The sequence below is a fragment of the Lactovum miscens genome, assembly GCF_014202895.1.
Taxonomy (GTDB): domain Bacteria; phylum Bacillota; class Bacilli; order Lactobacillales; family Streptococcaceae; genus Lactovum; species Lactovum miscens.
Window position 1 is genome coordinate 1 of sequence record NZ_JACHHV010000025.1, and the last position, 23,942, is coordinate 23,942.

Below are 23,942 nucleotides of genomic sequence, written 5' to 3' on the forward strand. Positions count from 1 at the left end.
GAGACTTGGATGAATCAATATCCAAGAAAAATGTTCAAGTATCAGACACCACTTCAGATGTATCGGGGTGGCTAAATTAAATTTGCAATTTGCCATTTGTAAAAAATCCTTAGAATATCTTTGTTGATCCTTTGCGAAAACTATTTAGTTCTCGCAATAAAAATAAACGTGTCCATATGCACTTTAAAAATTGGTGGAAAGATTTAAGAAGATGCTAAAAGAAAAAGACCTTGGCAAAAAAATGTTGTAAGTTAACTCGTTAAAGCCAGAGGCAATTTGTGGAATTTTGATTCTATCAAGAGCCTTATCCAAAATGAAATGTCTGACTACGGCTGCAGAGTTAGTTTTGTTATGGTGGATCAATAGCTGAATCCATGATTTGACAGCATTAGAACAGGAACTTTATCCGTTATACTGTTCAATTTTTAGCATGACCATAAAAATCACTTATCGAGTATACTTTACTTGGTATTCATAAGTTATGAATAGAAGTATAATTAAACTAAGAAAAAGTAGTGATACAGTTTTTGAAAAGTATTCTTTCAAGATGAACTGTCCTTACTTCTTTATTCGATCAGCAAAGGTGGTGTATTAGATATGATTAATGATATCAAACAAAGTACTCCCGATTATGGAGCCTGTAGTCCTAACGAGGTCTATTTAATGGCAAACACAAATCCTGATGGACTTACAGATGAACAAGTGAAAGAGAAAGAAAAAAAATTTGGACTTAATCAAATAATAAAGGGAAAAAAGGAATCAGTAGTTTTAGGCTTTTTAAAAAATTTTTCTAGTCTTATGGCAATTCTTTTATGGGTTTGTGGGGTTATTGCTTTTTACAGCGGAATGCCTCAACTTGGTATCGCAATTTGGTTAGTAAATGTGGTTAATGGTCTATTTTCTTTTATCCAAGAATATAGAGCAAGTAGAGCTACAGAGGCATTGAATAGGATGCTCCCAAATTATGCCAGGGTTATTCGAAATGGACGGGAAGTAAAAATTCTTTCTGAGCAACTTGTACCAGGTGACATTATGTTGATTGAGGAAGGGGATGCTATATCTGCTGATGGAAGAGTCGTTTCTTCAACTGACCTTAAAATTAATCAATCTGCATTAACTGGAGAATCAAATCCTGTCCAAAAAAATAATCAGGCAGTTGACTCTAAAAATATATCTCTCTTAAATTATACGAATATTGTATTTGCTGGAACTACTGTATCAAGCGGTGATGCAAAAGTTGTTGTCCTAAAAACTGGGATGGAAACAGAATTTGGTAAAATTGACGAGCTTACGCAATCAGTAAAAGAAGAAAAAAGCCCCCTTCAAAAAGAACTTGATAAAATGACAAAGGAAATTTCATTTATTGCGATTTCTATGGGCTTATTATTTTTTTTAGTATCAATATTTCTTGTCAAAGAACCTGTGGCAAAGGCGTTTATTTTTTCAATAGGTATAATTGTGGCTTTCATCCCTGAAGGCCTACTACCGACAGTAACACTTTCATTGGCGATGGCTGTACAAAGAATGGCCAAACAACATGCTTTGGTAAAAAAATTATCCTCCGTAGAAACACTTGGGGAAACGACTGTTATTTGTTCTGATAAAACTGGAACGCTTACCAAAAATGAAATGACAGTTAATCATATTTGGACGCCAAATGGTGAATATACCGTCACAGGTGAGGGATACTCCTCAGACGGAAAAATTATTATTGAAGATAGTCCTTCTTCAAATGTGAATGAAAAAGATCTGGGTTTTCTTTTAAAATGTGCAACCCTTTGTTCTAATGCTAAAATACTTAAATCAACTGCTGAAAATCTAAAATTTTCAGTTCTTGGGGATCCAACCGAAGCATGTCTCAGTGTAGTAGCAGAGAAATTCGGAATTAATCTTGATGAGAATAAACTTTGGGCTAAGCGCTTGAAAGAATTTCCTTTTGATTCAGAACGAAAACGAATGTCAACTATTCATCAATTAACAAAATCAATATATGCTACAAATCTTATTTCAATCACTAAAGGAGCACCAAAAGAAGTAGTTGAACTTTGTCATTATTCATTACAAAACGGCACTATCAGTGAATTAAATGAAGAAAGTCGTAAGAAAATTTTAGAAGCTAATGATCAATATGCTCGCAAAGGTTACCGTGTTTTAGCCGTAGCATATCGGGATCTTAAAGAATCATTTGCTTCTCAAAATTCTATAAATGATTCTACTTCTGAAAGTATTGAAAATAATTTGATTTTTCAAGGATTAATGATAATGTCAGATCCTCCTCGTGAATTTGTAGAGGAATCTATTGCAAAGTGCCATAATGGTAAGATTAGAATTATCATGATGACTGGCGATTATGAGTTAACCGCACTAAGTATTGCCAAAAAAATTGGAGTTGTTCTTGGGGAAAATCCAAGAGTTGTTACTGGCAAAGAATTAGAGAGCTTATCTGACAATGAACTTAAAGACATACTAAAAAATGAAGTCCTATTTGCCAGAGTCGCTCCAGAGCAGAAATATCGAATTGTTTCTAATCTTCAGGAAATGGGACATATTGTTGCTGTAACTGGAGACGGAGTTAATGATGCCCCATCTTTAAAAAAAGCAGATATTGGTGTAGCAATGGGGATATCTGGAACAGATGTTGCCAAAGAAGCTGCTGATATGATTTTGACTGATGATAATTTCTCTTCAATTGTATCTGCTATTGAACAAGGTCGTGCCGTTTATTCTAATATACAAAAATTTCTAACTTACATTTTCTGTGGAAACATGGCAGAAGCAACACCCTTACTTGTGTTTCTATTATCAAAGGCTAGAATTCCTTTACCACTTACTGTCATGCAAATACTCACGATTGATTTAGGTACTGACATGGTTCCAGCTTTAGGACTTGGAGTGGAACCAGCAGAATCTGGTGTTATGAATCGACCTCCGAGGGAAAAAACAATTACACTCTTAAACAAAAATCTTTTAATAAAATCATTTTTGTGGTATGGAGGGCTGGAGTCAATGCTTTCGATGGGGGCATTCTTCTTTACTTTTTTAGTTAGTAATGTTGGACTTAATAATATGTCATCGAATGGGTCGGTCTATCACCAAGCAACAACTATGGCCCTAGGAGGAATAATTTTTAGTCAAGTAGGGATGGTTATGAATTCAAGAACAGTACAATCATCAATTGTTAATTTTAAGCTTTTTGCTAATAAAACAATTAATTTAGGGATTGTCGTTGAAATAATTTTATTTGCTTTACTATGCTATGTCCCTATTCTACAGATCGTTTTCAATACAGCCCCGATAGGACTAAAGGGTTGGTTGTATCTCTCATTATGTCCATTAATTATAATAATCTTTGAGGAATCACGTAAATGGTATTTACGAAAATATTATTAAACAGATAATTGAACTTTCAAAACATCAAATGTTGTCTTGAAGTTATGCATTGACCTCAAAATGATAAGTCAATAAATGTAATATTTCCGCTGTGTAAATGAGCCACTTAGAGATAATAAAAAGTTGTAAACAAGTATAATTACAACATACAGTTTCAGTATGCCCAAAGATGGAGAGATCTAAAAATTTCTAGATGTCTTGTTAGCAGATGAAATGAACACTGAAAAAGGAAAAAAATATTCATTATACTCCTTATTTTGATAATACTACATATAGAAGCAAATAAAGACCACCAAATATCGTAAATCTTTTGGTCGACTTTTCATTGGTATCTTTTCATATTAAACCCTAAAAATTTTTAAAATTATATCTATGGCAAATTGCAATTTTAAATAGTTATACAGGATCCTAAATCAAAAGTAGCTGCTGCAAGAAAAGAAGTTACCATTGCAAGCAATGAAATAATAACAGTGGAGATTATAAAGCATGACAACGGTTTGGGTAGCAAAGCTGAGAAAACCTTAGAAGTAGATAGTTACAGGTGCTACCTACAGTCTACAGTAGTAATATAATTTTAAAAGCAATAGAGAATGATCAAGGGAAAGAAATAAAATATTGAAAATGAGAACACTAATAATTTATTCAAGTAAATACGGATTTACTGAGGAATGTGCAGATTATCTAAAAGAAGGTATCAAATGTGAAGTTGCAATCAAAGATATTCGTTTGAACAAACAAATTGACCTTACTGGATATGACTGGATTATTATGGGGAGTTCCGTTTATGTCGGAAAAATAAGCAAAAAAATGAAAGCTTTCGCTGAGAGAAATATTGATAAGTTACTTAAACGAAACATTGCATTATTTGTATGCTGTACTACACCAAATGATGTAGACAAATACTTATCAGAAGGATTCTCAACAAAAATTTACGAAGCTTCAAAGTATAATGCTAATTTTGGAGGTAAGTTACAAAGAGATAAACTGAATTTTTTTGAGCGTAAAATAACAGATATGATTTCTAAGAAAGAAATGAAGCCTCAAGAAATACTTTATAAAAATATGGATAGCTTAATTGAATTTATCAATCTAAATGAAAATGGAGATGATAAGAAACGTGATGAATAAAAATTTGGTTATTATGATGTCCTGTCTGTCAATCAAAGACAAAAACATAAATAACTGGTAAAACAGTTCGTAAAGAGTTTCCGTTGTTTTATTCAAAATGGAATAATTATTTCCGTAATAGATTTAAGAATAGCAATAGAGCCGGACGTAAAGGCGCAGAGCCAATAGTTTGAAAATAATATTCCAATGTTTATGACTTATAAAGTGTTTTTTTCTCTCTCTTTTTGTTGATTTTGAATTCTTATTAGCAATCAATAATACGAAAGGTTATTAATAAGCTGAAAAGTACATCTAATATTATTTAATTATAGCAATGTATATTTTGGGGAAATCATTTATTTAAAGACATTGATTTTAATTTATTTCGCAGCTGATTACACACGCAAATATCGTATATACCTCCGTTATTTAAAAATTTTTCTTATAAATCTATTTAATGTTTTATGCTAAGAAAAGAGTGTATTAAATAGCTTTTTTCTTTTATTAATTAATGAATTGTAATCTGGAGGTTGTTTTTTGAACAAAACGATATCAAATAATACACGCACTCTTTTAATGGTCATTTTATTAGTAATGTCCTTTACAGCAACTTTAAACCAAACGTTAATGGTGACAGCATTACCCTTAATGATGAATATTTTAAAAGTCAACTTAAATACTGTTCAATGGTTAACGACAGGCTACGTGTTAACTTTAGGGATTATAACACCAATTTCTGCACTATTATTTGAAAAAATAGGTAATCGGTCCTTATTTTTAACTAGTACTTTTATTTTTTTAATTGGAACAATTATTGGTGCAATAAGTAATACCTTTTCTTTTATTCTGTTAGCAAGAATTATTCAGGCTGCATCAGGTGGAGTAATTGTTACTTTTACACAAATATTGTTACTAAAATTATTTCCTGTGGGGAAAAGAGGTATTGTAATAGGGTACATTAATTTAGTCATTTCCGCAGCTCCAGCAATTGGACCAACATTATCTGGATTTATCTTGAATAATTTCAAATGGCATACACTATTTTCAATGACCATACCGATAACAGTAACGATTATTATACTTGGATTCTTCTTTCTTCCAAATTATTCTGAAGTGAAAAATATTAAAATTGATATTTTGTCAATTACATCTTCGATTTTTGGTTTTGGATTGTTATTATCAAGTTTTTCTTTATTTCTAACGAAGCCATTATTGGGTTCCATTTTGTTAATCGGCGGATTAATAATTTCCGCTTATTTTGTGATTCGTCAATTGAGTAGTAATAATAGTCCTCTATTAAATATTCGCCTTCTTAAAAATTGTAGTTTTAGGAACATGACTATAGCTATTATGATTATTTTTGGGATACTAATGGGAACAGAAACAATATTACCTTTATTTACAGAAAATATTTTAGGATTATCTGCGTTGGATACAGGTTTATTGATGTTGCCTGGTGCAGCAATTATGTCATTATTATCACCAGTTATTGGAAAAATGTATGATAAATATGGAATGAAAATAATTTCAGCTGTAGGAATTGTTCTAGTTATCATTTCTTGTCTTCCTATGATGAATATGACAGAACAAACCTCTGTTACTTCAATTGCGATTGTTTTCACTTTTAGAATGTTAGGTCTTGGCTTATTGATGACCGCTATGACTACTGAAGCATTTAAACAAATTTCACAAAACCAAGTCAATCATGCAATAGCTTTAAATAATACTTTAAGGCAAATTGGAGCATCTTTTTTCAATACACTCATGATTGGAATTTCGAGTATATCGACTAGTTTTGTAGATGGAGTTCGATGGGCTTTTGGTGGAACATTAGTAATGGCATTAATCATAGTGGGTATTCTTTTAAATTATTTTTATAACACAGTTAAAAATAATAATTAAGACTTCTAAACAAGCTAATAATTATGGTTATAGAGGTGTTGAAACTGTTATTGGCAAAGATCTTTCTGCAACAAAACTAACTGAAATGATCGGAGAAAAAAAGTAGTTATCATTAACCGATTCAAGTGAAAATGGGTTGTTGAAGTTTTTGATAATGACAGAATTTAATTAACAATCACGACTTCATTATTACTACCGCACTGCTGTAGCTGTAGAGAAAAATGTACATTTATTTTCTGCTACAAGTTTGCTAACGATTATGTTTAGGGACAAAAAGCGGTAACTTTGTTTAGAATATTTACAGCATTATATTATTGACTTTGGTTTAAAGATAGCTCCATTAGGAGTTATTAGCTTGTAGATAAATCAAAATTTAAAATCCATATTTGAAGACTAAACATGGGAATTGTCGTAACATCAATAACTAGTTATCCTTTTTATTGTTCTAATATGTATCCAGTTTGTCTCTCTTATTATTCTCTCTAAATACAGAGCTAATCTCTATGGGATAGTTTTTTGATTTTCAGAAACTAGAAGGTAAGCAACAATGTCAAAAAAGTTATTTAAAATTATCAAACCAGCATAAAAGGAAATAAATGATTTACTAGGGATTTAACGCTTGACATTACAAACTTATAAATTTGTGATGAAACTAATAAGTATAACAAGCTTGGATGGAGTTAAAGTAAGGCTCTATAATAAATTGTGTTGGTTTTGAAATCAGCACAATTTTTTGATATGAAAAAAGCATGGTTTTCTATGATTGTGTAAGTGTCTAAACTATACAGAAAGCAGATAATTCCATGCCCGAACTTGATCATATTAAATTTCTTCTAAATATTCAAGACCCCACAGATGATGCCGTCACTCATGAGATCTTAGATGTGGTCAAAGCGCGACATCTTCAAACATTAATGCAGTGTTTCTTTAAATTTCATCATCAAATCAGATTAAAGGTAAAGTTCATAACAATTGATAGTTATGAACTTTACCTGTTGCTTATTAAAAAGCTGTTCTCTTGAGCAGTGCTGATTCTTGATTGCTTCCATATAGTTCACATGTTGAGAATGCCCTCATTTATCCTTATTCAAATCAGAGATTGAATGCCAAAACAACCACATTAAAGTCTTAAAACAAATCGCTTATGACTATCAAAATTTTGAACATTTTAAGAGGAGAATCTTCCTCGCCCTTGTGAAAAGCATAAGACCTGAACCTTAACATTTGCACAATCAAAAAAGCCATCACTTCCGTGACGACTTTCTACCAACACTATTTGGCAAAGAGCCTAAAATGCCCGTTTTAATGGCTTTATACGTGCTTAAATGCAGTTAAATTGAAATTCCGTCCTCAATTACCTATGACAAATTATTGCCACTCTACAGTAGCTGGTGGCTTTGGTGTTACATCGTAAACGATGCGATTAACGTGAGAAACCTCATTAACAATACGGTTTGAAATCTTAGATAAGACTTCCCAGGGTAGTTTAGCAAAGTCAGCGGTCATACCGTCAATAGAGGTAATGGCGCGGACGGCAATCGTATAGTCATAAGTTCTTTGATCTCCCATGACACCGACAGATTTAACATCTGTATTAACAGTAAAATATTGCCAAACATCACGTTCAAGACCAGCAGCAGTAATTTCTTCACGAAGAATTGCGTCTGATTCACGGACAGTTTCCAATTTTTCATTTGTCATGTCACCAAGAACCCGAATTGCAAGACCAGGCCCTGGGAATGGTTGACGCCAAACGATTTCGTCCGGCATACCTAACTGTGTCCCAAGGGCGCGTACTTCATCTTTAAAAAGAGTATTCAATGGTTCAATCAAACTAAATTGCATGTCTTCCGGAAGGCCACCAACGTTGTGGTGAGACTTGATAACTGCAGCAGTATCAGTTCCAGACTCGATAACATCTGTATAAAGAGTACCCTGGGCTAAGAACTCAATACCATCCAATTTAGTAGCTTCATCGTCAAATACCGCGATGAATTCAGCACCAATGATCTTACGCTTTTGTTCAGGGTCAGATAAGCCATTTAGCTTATTCATAAAACGTTTTTGAGCATCAACCTTAATAATATTCAGACCAAACTTACCGCTTAAAGTTTCCATAACTTGATCAGCTTCTCCTTTACGAAGGAAACCATGATCAACAAAGATAGAAGTAAGTTGGTCACCAATTGCGTGATTGAGAAGAACTCCAACTACAGATGAGTCAACTCCACCAGACAGGCCAAGAAGAACTCTCTTATTACCAACTTTTTTACGAATTGTAGATATTTGCATCTCAATAAAGTTTTCCATTGACCAGTCACCTTTGGCACCACAAATATTTAAGGCAAAGTTACGAAGAATGTTTTTACCATACTCAGAATGACGAACTTCTGGATGGAACTGAATGCCAAAAAAGTTATGGGCTTCATCCTCAACAGCTGCAAAAGGACTGTTTGGAGAGGTAGCAGTTACTGAAAAGCTCTCTGGAATTGCAGTAACACGATCGCCATGACTCATTAATACGTTTTGAGGAGAAGGAGTTCCTGAAAATAAAGCATTGTCTTTTTTTAATTCAAGTGGAGCAACACCATATTCGGCTTCTGATGCAGATTCAACAAGTCCACCAAGTTTATGCATCATCAACTGCATGCCATAACAGATTCCAAGAACTGGAATACCAAGCTTGAAAATTTCAGGGTCGATATCAAATGCACCCTCTTCATAGACGGAATTTGGACCACCGGATAGGATAATTCCTTTTGGAGCAAGTTCTTTTATTTCAGAAGCACTAATTTTGTGAGATTTGAGTTCTGAGAAGACACCGATCTCACGGATACGGCGGGCAATCAATTGATTGTATTGTGAGCCATAATCAAGAACAATGATTGTTTCAAGTGTAGTAGAGGACATTTCTCCCTTTCCATGTACATAAGTAAAATTATGTATTCGATGAGTCACGTAAATAAAATTATGTTATTTAAAATTTCTTTAAATATAATTTATCAATGTAATGTTTAGCTGCTTTGTGAATAATGACTTCAGCACGATTACGGGTGGGTTCAATATATTCGTGTAAATTACGCAAATTGATATTTTGCCAGGTTTCAGAAATCAACTCTTCAATTCTTTCATCAGAAAGTTTGGTAAATTGATGATAGAAATTTTGAGGATCATTTTTCGCCATTTTGAGTAAAGAATCAAAACGCTCACGGAACCATTTTTCAATCATTTTTTCATCTGCATCCACATAAATTGAAAAGTCGTAAAAATCTGAAATATAAAGCAGTTGATTATCTGGGTTTTGCAAGACATTTATCCCTTCAACGATAAGGATATCAGGATTTGCTATCTTCTGTGTCTCATTTTCTACAATATCATAAAATTCATGCGAGTAAACGGGTATTTCAGCATCTTGGCCTGACTTCATCTTATAAAGAAAGTCTAGGAGTCTTTCCATATCATAAGATTCTGGGAAGCCTTTTTGATCAAGAATTCCTTGGCTTTCTAGTTCTTTATTAGAATAGAGAAAACCGTCTGTTGTAACTAATGCAACTGATGTATTACCGAAAGCACGGGATAAGAGAACTTTTAAAAGTCGAGCAGTAGTCGATTTTCCAACTGCCACAGAACCAGAAATTCCAATAATCAATGGAGGCGTTTTAACAATTTTTTGTAGAAAAAGACCTTTCGTGAATGACATATCTTCCAGATTTTTTTTATAAACACGCAATAGATGGACCAAAGGCAAATAAACATCTGAAACATCTTTCAAGCTAATTTCATCATTCAAAGAACGGATGCTATCAAGTTCATCTTTTGTCAATGGGGCAAGTGAAGTTTTGTAAAGATTCTGCCAAGTTTCACGAGAGATTTCGTCAAAGTTGATGAATTCATTCATAGGGATTATTATAACAAAAAAATCCTTGACTACTCATCATAAATGTAAAAGAGTGAAGGGAGGTTAAAGATTGTTCGTTAAATTTTGAGAGCTAAAAAATTTAGAACTATGATAAAATTAATTCATGGTAAACACAAATATGTACTATGAAGATAACAGGGATTTGGCCCACGATTTCAAGGTTTTAAATTTTAAATTGTTAGATCAAGATTTGAAATTTAAGACAGACTCAGGTGTCTTCTCAAAATCTTCGGTTGATTATGGTTCACGTGTTTTACTTGAGGCTTTTAGCCCAGTAGGCGAGACATTGCTTGATATCGGCTGTGGGTATGGTGTTCTTGGACTAACTTTAGCCAAGAAGTACAATTTACTGGCAACTCTTTCTGATGTAAACCCAAGAGCGTTAGATTTGGCGATGCATAATTCTAAGCTCAACTCTGTAAATGCAAAAATTCAAAAATCTTATATGTATGACGAAATTATTGGAAGATTTGATAATATTGTTGCTAACCCGCCAATCAGAGCGGGGAAAGTTGTTGTGCATGGTATCTTAGCAGGAGCTTTTGATCATTTAAATTCAAGAGGACAACTTATCGCAGTTATCCAGAAAAAACAAGGAGCACCTTCTGCACAAAAGAAAATGAAAGAAGTTTTTGGAAATTGTGAAATTGTTATTAAAGACAAAGGTTACTATATTTTAAAAAGTGTGAAAGAGTGAATTTATAATGAGTTATATTTCTGATATCCGTAAAAAAATTGGTCACGATCTTCTTATTTATGTGGGAGCCGGTGTTATTGTGACTCATGAAGGAAAGATTCTTCTGCAAGTACGCAAAGATAATGGCCAATGGGCTCTTCATGGTGGTGGAATAGAAGTAAATGAAAGGCTGGAAGATACGGCCGCTCGAGAACTCTATGAAGAAACTGGACTTATTGCCAAGAAGTTAAAGTTATTTGGGGTATATTCTGGCCCTGATAGAAACCTTAAGTATCCAAATGGAGATGAGATCTATTCACCAGGAATCTTTTATCATTGTGAAGATTTTGTTGGAGAGCTCAATCCCCAGGCTGATGAAGTCAAATCCCTTATGTGGTTCAATTTTAATGAAATTCCGGATAATATATTTGCACCCAATCGTCAAGTGATTACTGATTTTATTGCCTCACAAACAAATTAAATATGAAGCTGTTCATAAATTTTTATGGATGGTTTTTTTATCTAAAAAATGTTGAATAAAATTGAAGAATATAAGGTATATAATTTGTAATCAAAACTTTAATTGAGTACAATTTAGTTGTACAAAATTAAAAGGAGAACACACATGCAAAAGATCTATACAACAAAAATGACAAACATAGGTGGCCGTTCAGGTGAGGTCCATAGCCCAGATCATTCTTTAGAATTGAAAATAGCAGCTCCAGGAAAACGTGTTGAAGGTGCAACCAATCCAGAACAACTTTTTGCTGCGGGTTACAGCTCATGCTTCAATAGTGCACTTGACATGGTGATGCAAAGTAAAGGTATCAAAGGGGAATCAACGATCAGTGCACAGGTTTCTCTTTATTCAGAAAATCCAACAAGCTTTGTGATTGGGGTGGAACTTGAAGGACATATCGAAGGTTTGGCTTTAGAACAAACTCAAGAACTTCTTGATATTGCTCATACTGTTTGTCCCTACTCAAAGGCAACTTCAGGGAATATTGAAGTCACAATTAAGGCTGTTTAAAAATAATATTTTTCCCTTTATATGAAAGGAGAGTTAAATGAATTTTTATGATTTTAATGCTGTCAAAATGAATGGTCAAACAGTTTCTATGGCAGATTATAAGGACAAAGTTGTTATTGTCGTCAATACGGCTAGCAAATGCGGCTTTACTCCACAATTTGCAGGGCTTGAAGAACTCTATGATAATTATAAAGACAAGGGACTAGAAATCTTAGGCTTTCCTACGAATCAATTTGGACGTGGTGATGCCGCAGAAAATGAAAAGATTGAAGAATTTTGTCAATTAAATTATGGCGTAAAGTTTACCATGTTTAAAAAGATTCAGGTAAATGGCGGAGATGCTCATCCCCTCTTTAAGTTTCTCAAAAAGGAAGCCAGGGGTGCTGTTGGAAATAGTATCAAATGGAACTTTACCAAATTTTTGATTAATCGAGAGGGTATCGTTACTGAACGTTTTGCTCCGGCCACAGCACCAAAAGAGATGATTCAAGGAATTGAAAAAATCCTTTAAAATTTTACATTCACACAGCTTTTTACGAACAAACATGATAATATAGGGGGCATATAAACAAGATAAAGGGAAAAAAATGAATGAACTAGCATTAGAAAACCAAATATGCTTCCCCCTGTATGCCGCTTCAAAGGGAATCATTAAGCGCTACAAGAAGCTACTAAGTCCTCTTGATCTTACTTACACTCAATACTTAGTTATGTTGGTTATGTGGGAGAAGGAAATGATTTCGGTAAGGGATCTTGGTAAAAAAATTTGCTTAGATTCTGGAACGCTTACTCCTCTACTAAAAAAATTAGAACAAAAAAAGTATATTATCAGAAAACGTGACTTAAATGATGAGCGTGTACTTAATCTTTACCTAACAGATCAAGGACAAAATTTACGTGAAGAAGCAAAGAGTATTCCTCCTCAAGTCGCAAAAATTTTCTCCCTGGAAGAAGAAGAACTTAATCGATTACAACTAATAACAAACAAGCTTGTTAGGAATCTTCAAAAATTAGAAGAGGCTTAACCTTTAAATTACAGCTAGAAGTGGAATTTATTAATCGGAATTCCACTTTTTAAATTCTTATTTAATAAAGAGTAGTGCATTATTTTAGTTTTTAAGACGAGAAACACTTGCCTAGTACAGAGATTTTGGAAAAGACTAAATGTTCAGGCTCCAAGTTTCCGAAACTCTGCTAATTTTTTATGATCAAGAAGAAGTTTAATATCTTTTTTGTCAAAAATACATTTATCTTCTGGGCGGAACGAGAAATTTTATAAATAACCTTGACAAAAAAATGGCACAAAAAAACGCCCCAAACAGAAGCGTTTATACCTAAATTAAGCAAGTTTTGATGATAAACGTGATTTGTCACGTGAAGCTTTGTTAGCTTTGATCAAGCCTTTTGATTTAGCTGAATCGATAGCTGAAGAAGCAGCTTTGAAGTTTTCAGAAGTTGGATCAGCTTCGAATTTTTTAACTGCAGTACGCATTCCAGCACGTTGGGCTGAGTTACGTTCATTTTGAGCATTGTTAAGTTCAGCACGTTTGATTGAAGATTTAATATTAGCCATTGTTTCCCTTTCTTTGGTGTCATTTGCAACTTTGTTCAGTTCTCAATTACAAAGATGTAATGAACCCCGAAAAATTGTACTTAGGTATTATACATGAATTTGGAATGTTTGTAAAGTATGAGCCTTTAAAGGCAAAACAAAGTCACGGATTATTGGATTTAGCGCAGACAATTTCCCTAATTTTTGTTATAATAACGAAGAAAAAAAATAGGAGACAAACTGAAGAAATGAATATTATCATTATTATTTTGGTACTTGTTATTGGCGCATTAGCAGGATTTGCAGGTGGCGTTTGGACAACTCAACGTCAGACTAAGAAAATGTTACTTGAAAATCCACCATTGAACGAAGACTCTATCCGCATGATGATGAGTAACATGGGTCGTAAACCTTCAGAAGTTCAAGTTCAACAAACTTTGCGCCAAATCCGCGGTGCAGCCAAGGCTCAAGCAAACAAAAAGAAAAAATAAAATTTGAGATTTTTCTTAATTAATAAGAAGGTAGTCAAATGGATAATCGTCCAATTGGATTTCTAGATTCAGGTGTTGGCGGGCTCACAGTGGTTCGTCAACTTTTTCGTCAATTGCCAAGTGAAGAAGTGGTTTATATTGGGGACACAAAAAGAATGCCTTATGGTCCTCGACCTGCAGAAGAAATTTTGGCTTACACTTGGGAAATGGTCAATTTCTTAATGTCAAAAAACGTTAAGATGATTTGCTTTGCTTGCAATACAGCCACAGCAATTGCCCTAGATGAAATTCGTAATGAGCTTGGAATCCCTGTCATTGGAGTAATTCTACCAGGAGCTAGTGCTGCTATCCAGAAAACTAAGACAGGTCATATAGGAATCATTGGTACTCAGGCAACTGTCAACTCAGATTCATATCGAAAGGCAGTTCATTTTAAATCACCTGATGTAGAGGTAATAAGTCAAACATGTTCGCCTTTTGTGCCACTAGTTGAGTCAGGTGATTTTGATAATCAATCAGCTTATGAAATTGTTAAAAAAGAGCTTGAGCTTTTTGTTGGTAAAGTTGATACATTAATTCTTGGCTGTACCCATTATCCTCTGCTTGCTCAGCATATCCAAAAAGTGATGGGGCCAGAGGTCAAATTGGTTGATTCTGGTGCTGAAACTGTTCGTGATATTTCAGTCCTTTTGAATTATTTTAAACTGAATCGTAAAGCAGGCCTGATGTCTAGCAATAATCAGTTCTATACAACCGGATCGGCTCTTCATTTTAAGGAAATTGCAGAGAAGTGGCTTGGGAAAGAAATTGACGTTGAGACAGTGAACATAGAAAGTTATTCTGAAAAGAAAATTCTCATTGCAACCCGAAATCAAGGCAAAGTTAATGAGTTTAGAGACATGTTTACCACTCTGGGCTATGAAATTGAGTCTTTATTTGATTATCCGGATTTACCGGATGTAGAGGAAACGGGTTCAACTTTTGAGGAAAATGCTCGACTTAAAGCTGAAACAATCTCAAAACTAACGGGAGAAATTGTTATCTCTGACGACTCAGGTCTTTGTGTTGATTTATTAGGTGGTCTACCGGGTATTTGGAGTCACCGTTTTTCAGGGACGGATGCAACAGATATAAAAAATAATGTTAAGCTTTTACATGAACTTGCTTCAACTGAATTGACTCCAAAACGACGGGCTGCTCATTTTCATTGTACTTTAGTGGCTGCTCGCCCAAATCACGAGAGTTTAGTAGTGGAGGCAGATTGGCAAGGGCGAATCGCGAATCGAATTCAAGGAGAAAATGGATTTGGGTATGATCCACTTTTCTTAGTTGGAGATTCTGATAAATCAGCTGCCGAGATTTCTCAAGATGAAAAAAATAGAATTTCTCATCGAGGCCAGGCCCTTAAAAAGTTGATGCAAGTTTTTCCCGACTGGGCTAAAGATTAGAGAAATTTAATTATTAATTCATAGTAATTTTAATAAGCGAACTCTCAAGACTTTCTCATTTTTATTTATAAGGAGAGAAATATGATTATCGTAATGAGTGATTCACATGCTGATCGAACTGCGATTGAAGCAATTAAATCAGAATATTTCGGGAAAGCCTCAGCCTTGATTCATTGTGGTGACTCGGAACTTCAAGCTTCAGACCCTATTTGGAATGGCGTAACTGTTGTTAAAGGAAATTGTGATTACGACTCAGATTACCCAAGTTCAGTGACTTTAAAAATTGATGGACAGAACCTTGTCGTAACTCATGGTCACTTACAAGGTCTGACTGCTTGGGGGGAAGGTAACTTGTATGACTTTGCAAGAGAAGAGAGAGCAGATATTCTTTGTTTTGGTCATATTCATCGTCCAGTTTGCGAGATTCGTAATAACTGTCTTTGCATAAATCCTGGATCAGTTGCCAAACCGCGAGGAGAATGGACTGAAAAAATGTATGCGGTCATTGAAGTTGTACAAGACAGCATTCATAAGAGTTTTAGAGTTTCCTACCGAGATTTGCAGCATAAACCCATAAGCGGTTTACAGTTAGAATTGGAGTTGTTGAAATGATGATCCCTGAAATGGAAAAATTCTTGAGTGAGCATCAAGATCATTTTGTAAAAATGGCTGATTCTGTGGCTGTTTTGTTAAAAGACCATAATGTTGCTCATGCGAAATTACTTTTGAGCCAGTACAAATATAATCGTGTTCCAGTCATTGACAAGGATAAAAACTTTGTGGGTGTCCTAGGTTTAGGGGAAATCGTTGAGTTTGAAATGGGTCAAGATTTCTTTTATGATAAATTATTAGAGACCAAAATCGAAGAGATTATGAATTCAGAGGTTTCCACTCTACAGGAAGACTTTACTATTGAAGAAGTCCTTCATGAATTAGTTAATGAACCTTTTCTACCCGTCTTGTCAGGCACAAAATTTAAGGGAATCATTGTTAGACAAGAACTGTTAAAATCAGTTAATGCAATGGTTCACGACTTTACAAAAGAATATGAAATTACAAAACGAAATCCCTAAATTTTTAGCCACAAAGTCTCTATCAGAAAACTCTCGCTTAAGCTATAGTTATGACTTAAACCAGTTTTGTGCTTTTTTTGAGACCCACGAAATGAATGAGGCCGGAGTTTTATTGTTCAAAAAGAATTTGAAAAGTCTTTCTCCAGCAGCTCAAAAGAGAAAAGTCTCTGCCGATAATCAATTTTTGTCTTTCTTATATCACCAGCGCATCATTCATGATTTTTTACAGATATCAAAAATTGAGAAAAATCTCAAAAATACAATTAAGGTTGAGATTCCTCAGCAGCGTGATTTTTCTTCATTTTATGGCCCAATTCAGACACCGGGACAGTTTCTGGCAACCCTAATTCTTGAAACTGGATTAACACCTTCGGAAATTTGTCATTTAAAATGGGAAAACTTTAACTGGCGTTTTAATCTACTAGAAATCAATAAAAACGGTGCACGTCGTGCGATTCCTTTGCAAAACAAGTTTGCAGTCCGAGCAAAGGTTATTCAAAATGCTGATGAGCTTTTTGGAAAGTCTCGCCAGTATTTGCATGGTGAATTAAAAAAATTCACTGACTTCACTGCGAGAGAACTAAGGGAACAATTCATCATGCGTAAGGTTAAAGAGGGGCATAGCATTTATGATTTGTCCGAACTACTGGGTTTGAAAACTATTGTGACTTTGGAAAAGTATTTTAAAAAGTTGAGATAAGTTGACAGAGAGGGGAAAGCGTTACTATAAAAAGATTGTGGAGGTACCTAATTGATGAATGAACTTCAAATTAAATTATCTGAAGAAGAGTTCGAGGGACCGATTGATCTTCTTTTAACATTGGTTCAAACGTATAAAGTAGATATTTTTGAAGTTCCTTTACTTACAGTGATAGAACAATATTTAGACTATATCGCAGCCATGGAGCGTCTTAATCTTGAACTGGCAGGTGATTATATGGTGATGGCAAGTCAGCTTATGTTGATTAAGTCTCGACGTCTTCTACCTACAATCAATGAGACCTTTGTTGAAGACACAGAAGTGCTTGAACAGGAGCTATTGAATCAAATTGTTGAATATCAAAAAATTAAGGAAGTGTCGCCTGATTTAGATGTTCTTCATACGGATAGAGCAAAGCACTATTCCAAAAATCGGACTGAGATCATCTCAACTGAGATTAATTTAATTCATAATACAACGGCAATTGATCTCTTTTTAGCCTTCTCTCAAATTTTAAAACAAAAGCAGGTTGAAAATAGAGAAAACCATACAACTGTTGAGTTAGATAGATTTACCGTACAAGAAAAAATTGATCAAGTCCAAGGACTTCTAAAAGAGAGAGGATCACTCAAGTTTAGTTCACTTTTTGAAGTGGTGACAAGCAGAGATGAGCTTATTACTCTTTTCTTAGCTGTCCTTGAACTAGCCAAGTCAAATCTACTTTTGATTGAACAGGAAGAAAGTTTTGGTGAGATTTTGTTAACTAGTAAGAAACAGAAGGTATAATTAGCCAAAATGGATAAAATTAACAATTCAGCGAAATTTGAAGCGCTTTTGTTCGTAGCTGGTGAAGAAGGTCTTAGTTTAACGGAACTTTCTAGTATCAGTAATCTCTCTCTTTCGGCTTGTCAAGAACAAATATTGAAACTAAATGAAGACTATGCGACGGATAAAAATTCTGCCTTTACCATTATACAGACAGCGGGACGCTTTCGTCTGTCAACTAAGGAGGATTTGGGAGATCTTTTAAAGACTTATGCCAAGTCGACGATAAACCAGTCCCTCTCAAGATCAGCTCAGGATGTTTTGGCTATTATTGCTTATAAGCAGCCAATTACTCGGCTTGAGATTGATAATTACCGGTCAGTCTCTTCTAGTGGGGTTTTGACTACACTACGCTCACTTGGCCTGATTGATGTTGTTGGACAGGTAGATGCCCCAGGGCGACCTTCTCTCTATGCAACGACTGATTTTTTTCTTGACTACTTAGGAATTAACACACTGGAGGATCTTCCTGCGGTTGATGAAATTGAGTTGCAGAGTCAAGATGATAATGTTGAGTCATCGCTTTTTGGAAACTTAGATTAGTATTAAATCAATCTTTTAAGGTAGAATAAGGCACATAATAGAACCATCACTAAAGATTAAACACCTGTTTAATTAAATTCGGAGGAAAAATGCGAATTAATCAATTTATCGCTCATGCTGGCGTTTCAAGTCGTCGCAAAGCTGAAGATCTGATCAAATCAGGTCAGGTCAAAGTCAATGGTAGTAAGTTGACTGATTTAACCTATCAAGTGACAGGAAATGATCTTGTTGAGGTTAATGGGCAACAACTTCGCAATGAGGAATATGTTTATTTCATGCTCAATAAGCCAAGGGGTGTAATTTCTGCCGTGACAGATGATAAGGGACGTCCAACGGTAGTGGGTATCCTGGCAGGTGTCAAAGAACGCATTTATCCTGTAGGTCGTTTGGATTGGGATACCAGTGGACTTTTACTTTTAACCAATGACGGAGATTTTGCTAACTACATGACTCACCCGAGTCATCAGATTGATAAGACATATATCGCAAAAGTTGAAGGTTATGCTACAAAAGAAAATCTGAGACCTTTGACACTAGGTATGAAAATTGAAGGACAAAAGATTAGCCCTGCCCGTTATAAAATAATCCGCACTGATAAATCGAAGAATGCCTCGATTGTTGAGCTGACAATACATGAAGGGCATAATCATCAAGTCAAAGACATGTTTGAAACACTTGGGCTACCTGTTCAGAAACTCTCACGCATTGCTTTTGGCAATTTAAACCTTGATGATGTACCCGCTGGAAAATACCGTGAATTAACGCACAAAGAAGTCAAAGAACTCGTAAATCTTGCAAAATAGATGCAAGATTTTTTTATTTTTATTAAATTCGATTCAAAAATTCTTGAAATTATCTTTGCAAGTGCTATAATAAAATTATCTTCAGGGCACCGTGTAATTCGGGACCGGCAGTTATAGTCTGCGAAGCTTTAAAGCTTGACTCAGTGAAATTCTGAGACCGACAGTTGAATACAGTAGTATTCAGATAGTCTGGATGGGAGAAGAGGTCATGTGTTTTTCGCGAGACCATGTTTTTACAGATTAATTTTAAGAATCTTTTTGAGCGAAAACACCCATAACTGAACACTCCCTTCAAAAAGCGAAGTAGGATGGAAAGTTTTTTCCTGAACCATCCGCATCAAAATTTTGGAGGACTTTTTATGTCTAGCACAAAGAAACTAACGCTGATTGCCATGCTCTCAGCCATTTCTACACTTCTTGCAGCACCTTTTCTGCAATTCATTCTTTTACCAGCGGTTGACTTTCTCAAAGTTGAACTGACTATTTTACCAATTCTTATTGGTGTCTTTACACTCGGGCTTGGTTCAGGATTCATTATCCTAACTATCCGTACCATTCTTTGGCTACTCTTATTTAACCAAGGACCCTCGACTTGGATTGGCTTACCAATGAACTATCTTGCAATTTCTGTGTTCATGGTCATTCTTTGGTTATTCATCAGAAAAGAAGTCACGATTTCAAAATATATCAGTGGAGCTGCCCTTGGTACTATAGCTTTTACTGCTGTTATGTTTTTGACGAATGTGATTTATGCAATTCCTATGTATGCAACTTTTGCCGGTTTTGATATCCGCACCATGTTTAAGGGAGGCGTAAATGCATACCTCTGGGCTGGTGTTCTTCCGTTCAATTTGATTGAAGGAATCATTTTTGCAGTGGCATTTGCTATAATCTTTGCACTTTTACGTAAAAATAAAGTTATTAATTTCTACAATGCATAAAATTTAAATCAAGCACGTATCTTGACAAAACTATAAATATTTGATAGACTGTAAAAGGTTTAATAAACCGCCAAAGACAGCAGGGGGCTATGAGCCGTAAAAATCCCGCCGAGGTGAGTCTAATATTTATGATATTTAACTCTCTTTGTCTTTGTGATGGAGAGTTTTTTATTTAATTAATATAGAAGATCTCTCTATTTCAAAATAATATAGGAGGAAATAAATGAACGATTACAAAGTAAATCCTGCCACTATGGCCGTAAAGGAAAACCTCGTTGACGTTTATGCAAAGAAATTTGAAGAAGCAACTTCAGTAGTTGTTGCCTCATCACGTGGATTAAGTGTAAACCAAGATACAGTTCTTCGTCAACAACTTCGTGAAGCTGGTGTAGAACTTAGAGTTGTCAAAAACTCAATTCTTCGTCGTGCTGCTATTAAAGCTGGCTTCGAAGGAATCAACGACTCTTTCGTAGGCCCAACAGCCATTGCCTTTTCAAATGATGATGCAATCGCACCTGCAAAAATTATTGCAGACTTCGCGAAAAAAGCTGAACCACTTGAAATCAAAGCTGGTATCATAGAAGGTAAGATTTCTTCAGCCGAAGAAATGAAAGCAATTGCTGCATTACCATCACGCGATGGCTTGCTCTCAATGTTGCTTAGTGTGCTTCAAGCACCTATCCGTAACGTGGCATATGCTGTTAAGGCTGTTGCTGATGCAAAAGAAGAAGGCGCAGCTTAAACTGCTCTTTACCAATTATTAACTAAAAAATAAGGAGAATATCAATCATGGCATTGAATATTGAAAACATTGTTACTGAGCTTGAAGGCGCTACAATCCTTGAGCTCGCAGATCTCGTATCTGCAATCGAAGAAAAATTTGGCGTTTCTGCATCTGCTCCAGTTGCTGTAGCTGCTGCTGCTGCTGTTGAAGAAAAAGATAGCTTTGACGTTGTATTGACTGCAACTGGCGACAAAAAAGTCGGCGTTATCAAAATTGTTCGTGAAATCACTGGACTTGGCCTAAAAGAAGCTAAAGGTGTCGTTGATAGCCTTGGCACTATCAAAGAAGGCGCTACTAAAGCTGATGCTGATGCAATTATCGCTAAAATTGCTGAAGCTGGCGGTACTGCTGAAGCTAAATAATCGATTAAGTATTGATTCTGAATTCCCTGCACTCATGTGTAGGGAATTTTTTTTTGAAAGAAAGGTACTAAAATACAACAATGCAATGCCTAGTCTTTAAAATTTATTAATTTTTTATAAAACAACTCAAACACAATTTTAGTCTCACTGTAACTTCTCAAAACAGTTCTCAAGGTAGGAAGGAACTTTAGAAATTACCTTCTTTAAGTCAATTTTGTCATGCTTTAAAAACAAAGGTGACCGGCCTGCTTAGGTAATGAAAACTTTAAGAGTGGTGCCATTCTTGTTAACAATTTTTTGAGTAAGCTAATTTTTTAATTACGGTAAAAATTTGTTAAGTTCAAAGTTCATAAATTTCGAATAGAATAAGTTGGTGTGCTCTATAATTAGAAGAAGACATATGACGAAACTTTCAAAATAACAAAAAGATCTCTTCTCCATCACTGTAAAGATCTTTTTTGTTTGGCTGCTTCAGTTAGTCGATCCTCATTAGGGATGGAAATGTTTCTGATTTGGTCAATTTGAATCTTTTTCCCAGAAATATCTAAGTAGTCAATTCCGTGTTCAGTTACAATTCCTAGAACATTTCCAATGATGCTGAAAAAAGCATCTCCTTCATCAGATAATCCATCACATTGGATTTCAATTGGATACTGAGCGATTCGAGCTGGGATGAGGAGCTTTAAAATGTCATCTGGATTCATTTTTTTTCGTGCGATGTACCAAGAATTTTTGCTTTTATTAGCCAATTTGATAGCTTCTAAATCCTGAGGTTCAAACCAGCCACCCCAGTTCATAATGTGCCCCATTGGGGCTATTTTTTTAGTTTTTTCCAGTTTTATAACAGATTTTTCAAGAGCTGTCATCATATCAGACTTATTATTAAAGCATTTTGTCCAGTCTTTAAGAGCATTGATCATTTGGGGTGTCCTCCGATTAGGGTTGTACGATGGAGATATTGCGAGCCAGCTGAGAGCGCATAGCCTAGATAAACAGCTCCTTTGCCATAGATTTGAGTCGTGTCAAAATAGGCTTTATACATTTCTTGTCTTTTGCGACTAATCTCTGGGTCTTCAAAAAGGCTGGTTTGACTGCCCCTATCTTCCTGAAGCTTTGAAACATGAACACCGAGCCTACGGATAGGTGGTGCTGTGAGATAGTTATATTTTTTATTAAAAAGATATTCCACGGCTTCATGAAGCTCATCCAGTCGGTTAGTAGGTACAATCTTTGTTTGAGCAATGAAACCTCGAGAATTCTCGTGTGTGTTGTTTTCGTAAGAATTTTTTTCATAGCCAACATAAATTGAAATGCAAGCGGCTTGTTTATTAATTTTTAATAGGTCTAGAGCACACGCGTCAGATAAGCCTTTGAATTCATTGATAATATTATCAGTCAAGGTAAAAGCACGAGGAAGTGTCATGCCGTGACCAATACTGACAGATTTTGGCTGATACTCTCCCCTTTGTTCAACCCTCGTATGATCAAGTCCCCAAGCCCTCATATAAATTTGTAACCCTCGCATTCCCATCTTTTTACGTAGGAGTTCGGGGTCACCAAGGGCAATATCGGCTAGAGAATAATAGCCCAGCTCATTCAAAGTGCGAACAGAAGAAGCACCAATATTCCAAACTTCAATGAGTTCGGTATTCCAGAGCTTGTCAAAAACGTCATCATAAGTCCACTGAGCAAAGAGGTGTCTCTTATCATAGAGATGTTTTTTAGCTTCAATGTCCATAGCTACTTTTGCTAGAAAGAAATTAGGACCAATGCCAGCGGACATGTAAAAGCCCAAATCTTTACGGATATCTTCCTGAAGTTTCATGGCAAAAGCAGCTGGGCTCTCGGATCTTCCCTTCCAGACTGTAGTGATGTCGATAATCATCTCATCTCGTGAATAAACATGGATATACTTAGGAGGAATTCGACGACAGAACCAATCATAAACCTGAAGAGAGCGCAAGGCATAGAAGCCCATCCTTGCTGGGTAGACGATTACGTCTTTAGGGACATCCTCAGGTCGGATACGCATAACATTGGAGAAACCGTATTTGAGTTTTGCAAATTTTGAAGTTGACATAATTAAAGTTCCGCTTAGAACAATTCCCAGCGTTTGTAATGGGTTTTCTCCATGATCAATTGCCTCGCAGGAGAGGTAAAATGCAGAGACGTCAATTCCCAGATAGAGTCGATCTTCCTCCTCCTCATAAAGATTGAGGGACTTCAAATATTTCTTAGCAGCAATGTATTTATGACTGGTCAGATAATCTTTCGCCATTTTTTGTCTAATTTTCTTATTCATAATGGCAAATTGTAAAATTAAGTTAGCCACCTGAAGCAAGAAAAAAACACCTGAAACCTTTATACTTGAATTTGGAAAAATAAAGTAGAAAAGG

At 35.2% G+C, this 23,942-nt stretch carries 25 protein-coding genes, 1 riboswitch and 1 other annotated feature; of the genes, 20 read left to right on the forward strand and 5 right to left on the reverse strand.

Translation table 11 applies throughout. The features are described from left to right. Positions 1-597 precede the first annotated feature (597 nt). The 4 genes from HNQ37_RS06455 (at position 598) to HNQ37_RS08725 (ending at position 7,421) form a co-directional block, all read left to right on the forward strand. The gene (locus HNQ37_RS06455) at positions 598-3,390 is read left to right on the forward strand and encodes a cation-translocating P-type ATPase (protein WP_183540468.1); all 2,793 of its coding nucleotides are present in this window, start codon (positions 598-600) and stop codon (positions 3,388-3,390) included. A 621-nt stretch (positions 3,391-4,011) separates the two neighbouring features. Then, positions 4,012-4,518, forward strand: a complete 507-nt coding sequence (locus HNQ37_RS06460) for a flavodoxin domain-containing protein (protein ID WP_183540470.1) — start codon at positions 4,012-4,014, stop codon at positions 4,516-4,518. A 516-nt stretch (positions 4,519-5,034) separates the two neighbouring features. Next, positions 5,035-6,399 (forward strand): DHA2 family efflux MFS transporter permease subunit, encoded by a 1,365-nt coding sequence (locus HNQ37_RS06465; RefSeq protein ID WP_183540472.1) that lies wholly within the window; start codon positions 5,035-5,037, stop codon positions 6,397-6,399. An 803-nt stretch (positions 6,400-7,202) separates the two neighbouring features. Beyond that, the gene (locus tag HNQ37_RS08725) at positions 7,203-7,421 is read left to right on the forward strand and encodes a transposase (protein WP_183540474.1); all 219 of its coding nucleotides are present in this window, start codon (positions 7,203-7,205) and stop codon (positions 7,419-7,421) included. A gap of 346 nt (positions 7,422-7,767) precedes the next feature. Here HNQ37_RS08725 and guaA read toward each other — a convergent pair whose 3' ends face one another. Continuing rightward, entirely contained in the window at positions 7,768-9,309 is a 1,542-nt protein-coding gene (gene guaA, locus HNQ37_RS06475) for a glutamine-hydrolyzing GMP synthase (RefSeq protein WP_183540476.1), read from the reverse strand. Between the two features lie 67 nt (positions 9,310-9,376). After that, positions 9,377-10,297: a type I pantothenate kinase gene (coaA, locus tag HNQ37_RS06480; protein ID WP_183540478.1), complete on the reverse strand. Its 921-nt coding sequence runs from the start codon at positions 10,295-10,297 to the stop codon at positions 9,377-9,379. A gap of 124 nt (positions 10,298-10,421) precedes the next feature. Between coaA and HNQ37_RS06485 the strand changes: the two genes are divergently transcribed. The 5 genes from HNQ37_RS06485 (at position 10,422) to HNQ37_RS06505 (ending at position 13,049) form a co-directional block, all read left to right on the forward strand. Beyond that, positions 10,422-11,015 (forward strand): class I SAM-dependent methyltransferase, encoded by a 594-nt coding sequence (locus HNQ37_RS06485; RefSeq protein ID WP_183540480.1) that lies wholly within the window; start codon positions 10,422-10,424, stop codon positions 11,013-11,015. A 7-nt stretch (positions 11,016-11,022) separates the two neighbouring features. Then, positions 11,023-11,475, forward strand: coding sequence for an NUDIX hydrolase (locus HNQ37_RS06490; RefSeq protein WP_183540482.1), 453 nt, complete (start codon positions 11,023-11,025; stop codon positions 11,473-11,475). Positions 11,476-11,619: 144 nt separating this feature from the next. Next, complete coding sequence (locus tag HNQ37_RS06495) at positions 11,620-12,024, forward strand: organic hydroperoxide resistance protein (RefSeq protein WP_183540485.1); 405 nt, start codon at positions 11,620-11,622, stop codon at positions 12,022-12,024. A gap of 37 nt (positions 12,025-12,061) precedes the next feature. After that, the gene (locus HNQ37_RS06500; protein WP_183540487.1) at positions 12,062-12,535 is read left to right on the forward strand and encodes a glutathione peroxidase; all 474 of its coding nucleotides are present in this window, start codon (positions 12,062-12,064) and stop codon (positions 12,533-12,535) included. Between the two features lie 76 nt (positions 12,536-12,611). Further along, positions 12,612-13,049, forward strand: coding sequence for a MarR family winged helix-turn-helix transcriptional regulator (locus HNQ37_RS06505; RefSeq protein WP_183540489.1), 438 nt, complete (start codon positions 12,612-12,614; stop codon positions 13,047-13,049). Positions 13,050-13,363: 314 nt separating this feature from the next. On the opposite strand, the gene rpsT is transcribed toward HNQ37_RS06505, so the two are convergent. Next, positions 13,364-13,597, reverse strand: coding sequence for a 30S ribosomal protein S20 (gene rpsT, locus HNQ37_RS06510; RefSeq protein WP_183540491.1), 234 nt, complete (start codon positions 13,595-13,597; stop codon positions 13,364-13,366). Positions 13,598-13,824: 227 nt separating this feature from the next. Between rpsT and HNQ37_RS06515 the strand changes: the two genes are divergently transcribed. The 11 genes from HNQ37_RS06515 (at position 13,825) to rplL (ending at position 21,546) form a co-directional block, all read left to right on the forward strand. Beyond that, positions 13,825-14,067, forward strand: a complete 243-nt coding sequence (locus HNQ37_RS06515; protein WP_183540493.1) for a YneF family protein — start codon at positions 13,825-13,827, stop codon at positions 14,065-14,067. 38 nt (positions 14,068-14,105) lie between these two features. Then, entirely contained in the window at positions 14,106-15,515 is a 1,410-nt protein-coding gene (racE, locus tag HNQ37_RS06520; protein WP_183540495.1) for a glutamate racemase, read from the forward strand. 81 nt (positions 15,516-15,596) lie between these two features. Further along, positions 15,597-16,127, forward strand: a complete 531-nt coding sequence (locus HNQ37_RS06525) for a metallophosphoesterase (protein ID WP_183540497.1) — start codon at positions 15,597-15,599, stop codon at positions 16,125-16,127. Continuing rightward, on the forward strand, positions 16,124-16,588 hold the full coding sequence (cbpB, locus tag HNQ37_RS06530) for a cyclic-di-AMP-binding protein CbpB (RefSeq protein ID WP_183540499.1): 465 nt from the start codon (positions 16,124-16,126) through the stop codon (positions 16,586-16,588). Before HNQ37_RS06525 ends, cbpB begins: the two co-directional genes overlap by 4 nt. Then, complete coding sequence (xerD, locus tag HNQ37_RS06535) at positions 16,563-17,288, forward strand: site-specific tyrosine recombinase XerD (protein WP_183540501.1); 726 nt, start codon at positions 16,563-16,565, stop codon at positions 17,286-17,288. Before cbpB ends, xerD begins: the two co-directional genes overlap by 26 nt. 51 nt (positions 17,289-17,339) lie before the next feature. Next, positions 17,340-18,074 carry a segregation/condensation protein A gene (locus HNQ37_RS06540; protein ID WP_183540503.1) on the forward strand — a complete coding sequence of 245 codons (735 nt, stop codon included), beginning with the start codon at positions 17,340-17,342 and terminating at the stop codon, positions 18,072-18,074. Between the two features lie 9 nt (positions 18,075-18,083). Further along, positions 18,084-18,656 carry an SMC-Scp complex subunit ScpB gene (gene scpB / locus HNQ37_RS06545; protein WP_221289101.1) on the forward strand — a complete coding sequence of 191 codons (573 nt, stop codon included), beginning with the start codon at positions 18,084-18,086 and terminating at the stop codon, positions 18,654-18,656. A gap of 89 nt (positions 18,657-18,745) precedes the next feature. After that, positions 18,746-19,459: a pseudouridine synthase gene (locus HNQ37_RS06550; RefSeq protein ID WP_183540506.1), complete on the forward strand. Its 714-nt coding sequence runs from the start codon at positions 18,746-18,748 to the stop codon at positions 19,457-19,459. A 73-nt stretch (positions 19,460-19,532) separates the two neighbouring features. After that, positions 19,533-19,668: riboswitch (FMN riboswitch) on the forward strand. Positions 19,669-19,818: 150 nt separating this feature from the next. Then, positions 19,819-20,400, forward strand: coding sequence for an ECF transporter S component (locus HNQ37_RS06555; protein ID WP_183540508.1), 582 nt, complete (start codon positions 19,819-19,821; stop codon positions 20,398-20,400). Positions 20,401-20,452: 52 nt separating this feature from the next. Then, positions 20,453-20,580 (forward strand) — a sequence feature (ribosomal protein L10 leader region). A gap of 73 nt (positions 20,581-20,653) precedes the next feature. Further along, on the forward strand, positions 20,654-21,142 hold the full coding sequence (gene rplJ, locus HNQ37_RS06560) for a 50S ribosomal protein L10 (RefSeq protein ID WP_414672543.1): 489 nt from the start codon (positions 20,654-20,656) through the stop codon (positions 21,140-21,142). A 47-nt stretch (positions 21,143-21,189) separates the two neighbouring features. After that, positions 21,190-21,546: a 50S ribosomal protein L7/L12 gene (gene rplL, locus HNQ37_RS06565; protein ID WP_183540512.1), complete on the forward strand. Its 357-nt coding sequence runs from the start codon at positions 21,190-21,192 to the stop codon at positions 21,544-21,546. 440 nt (positions 21,547-21,986) lie between these two features. On the opposite strand, the gene HNQ37_RS06570 is transcribed toward rplL, so the two are convergent. Continuing rightward, entirely contained in the window at positions 21,987-22,466 is a 480-nt protein-coding gene (locus HNQ37_RS06570) for a hypothetical protein (RefSeq protein WP_183540514.1), read from the reverse strand. Next, positions 22,463-23,942: Y-family DNA polymerase (locus HNQ37_RS06575; RefSeq protein ID WP_221289103.1), on the reverse strand; the 1,480-nt coding region annotated here is incomplete at its 5' end. The genes HNQ37_RS06575 and HNQ37_RS06570, both read right to left, overlap by 4 nt.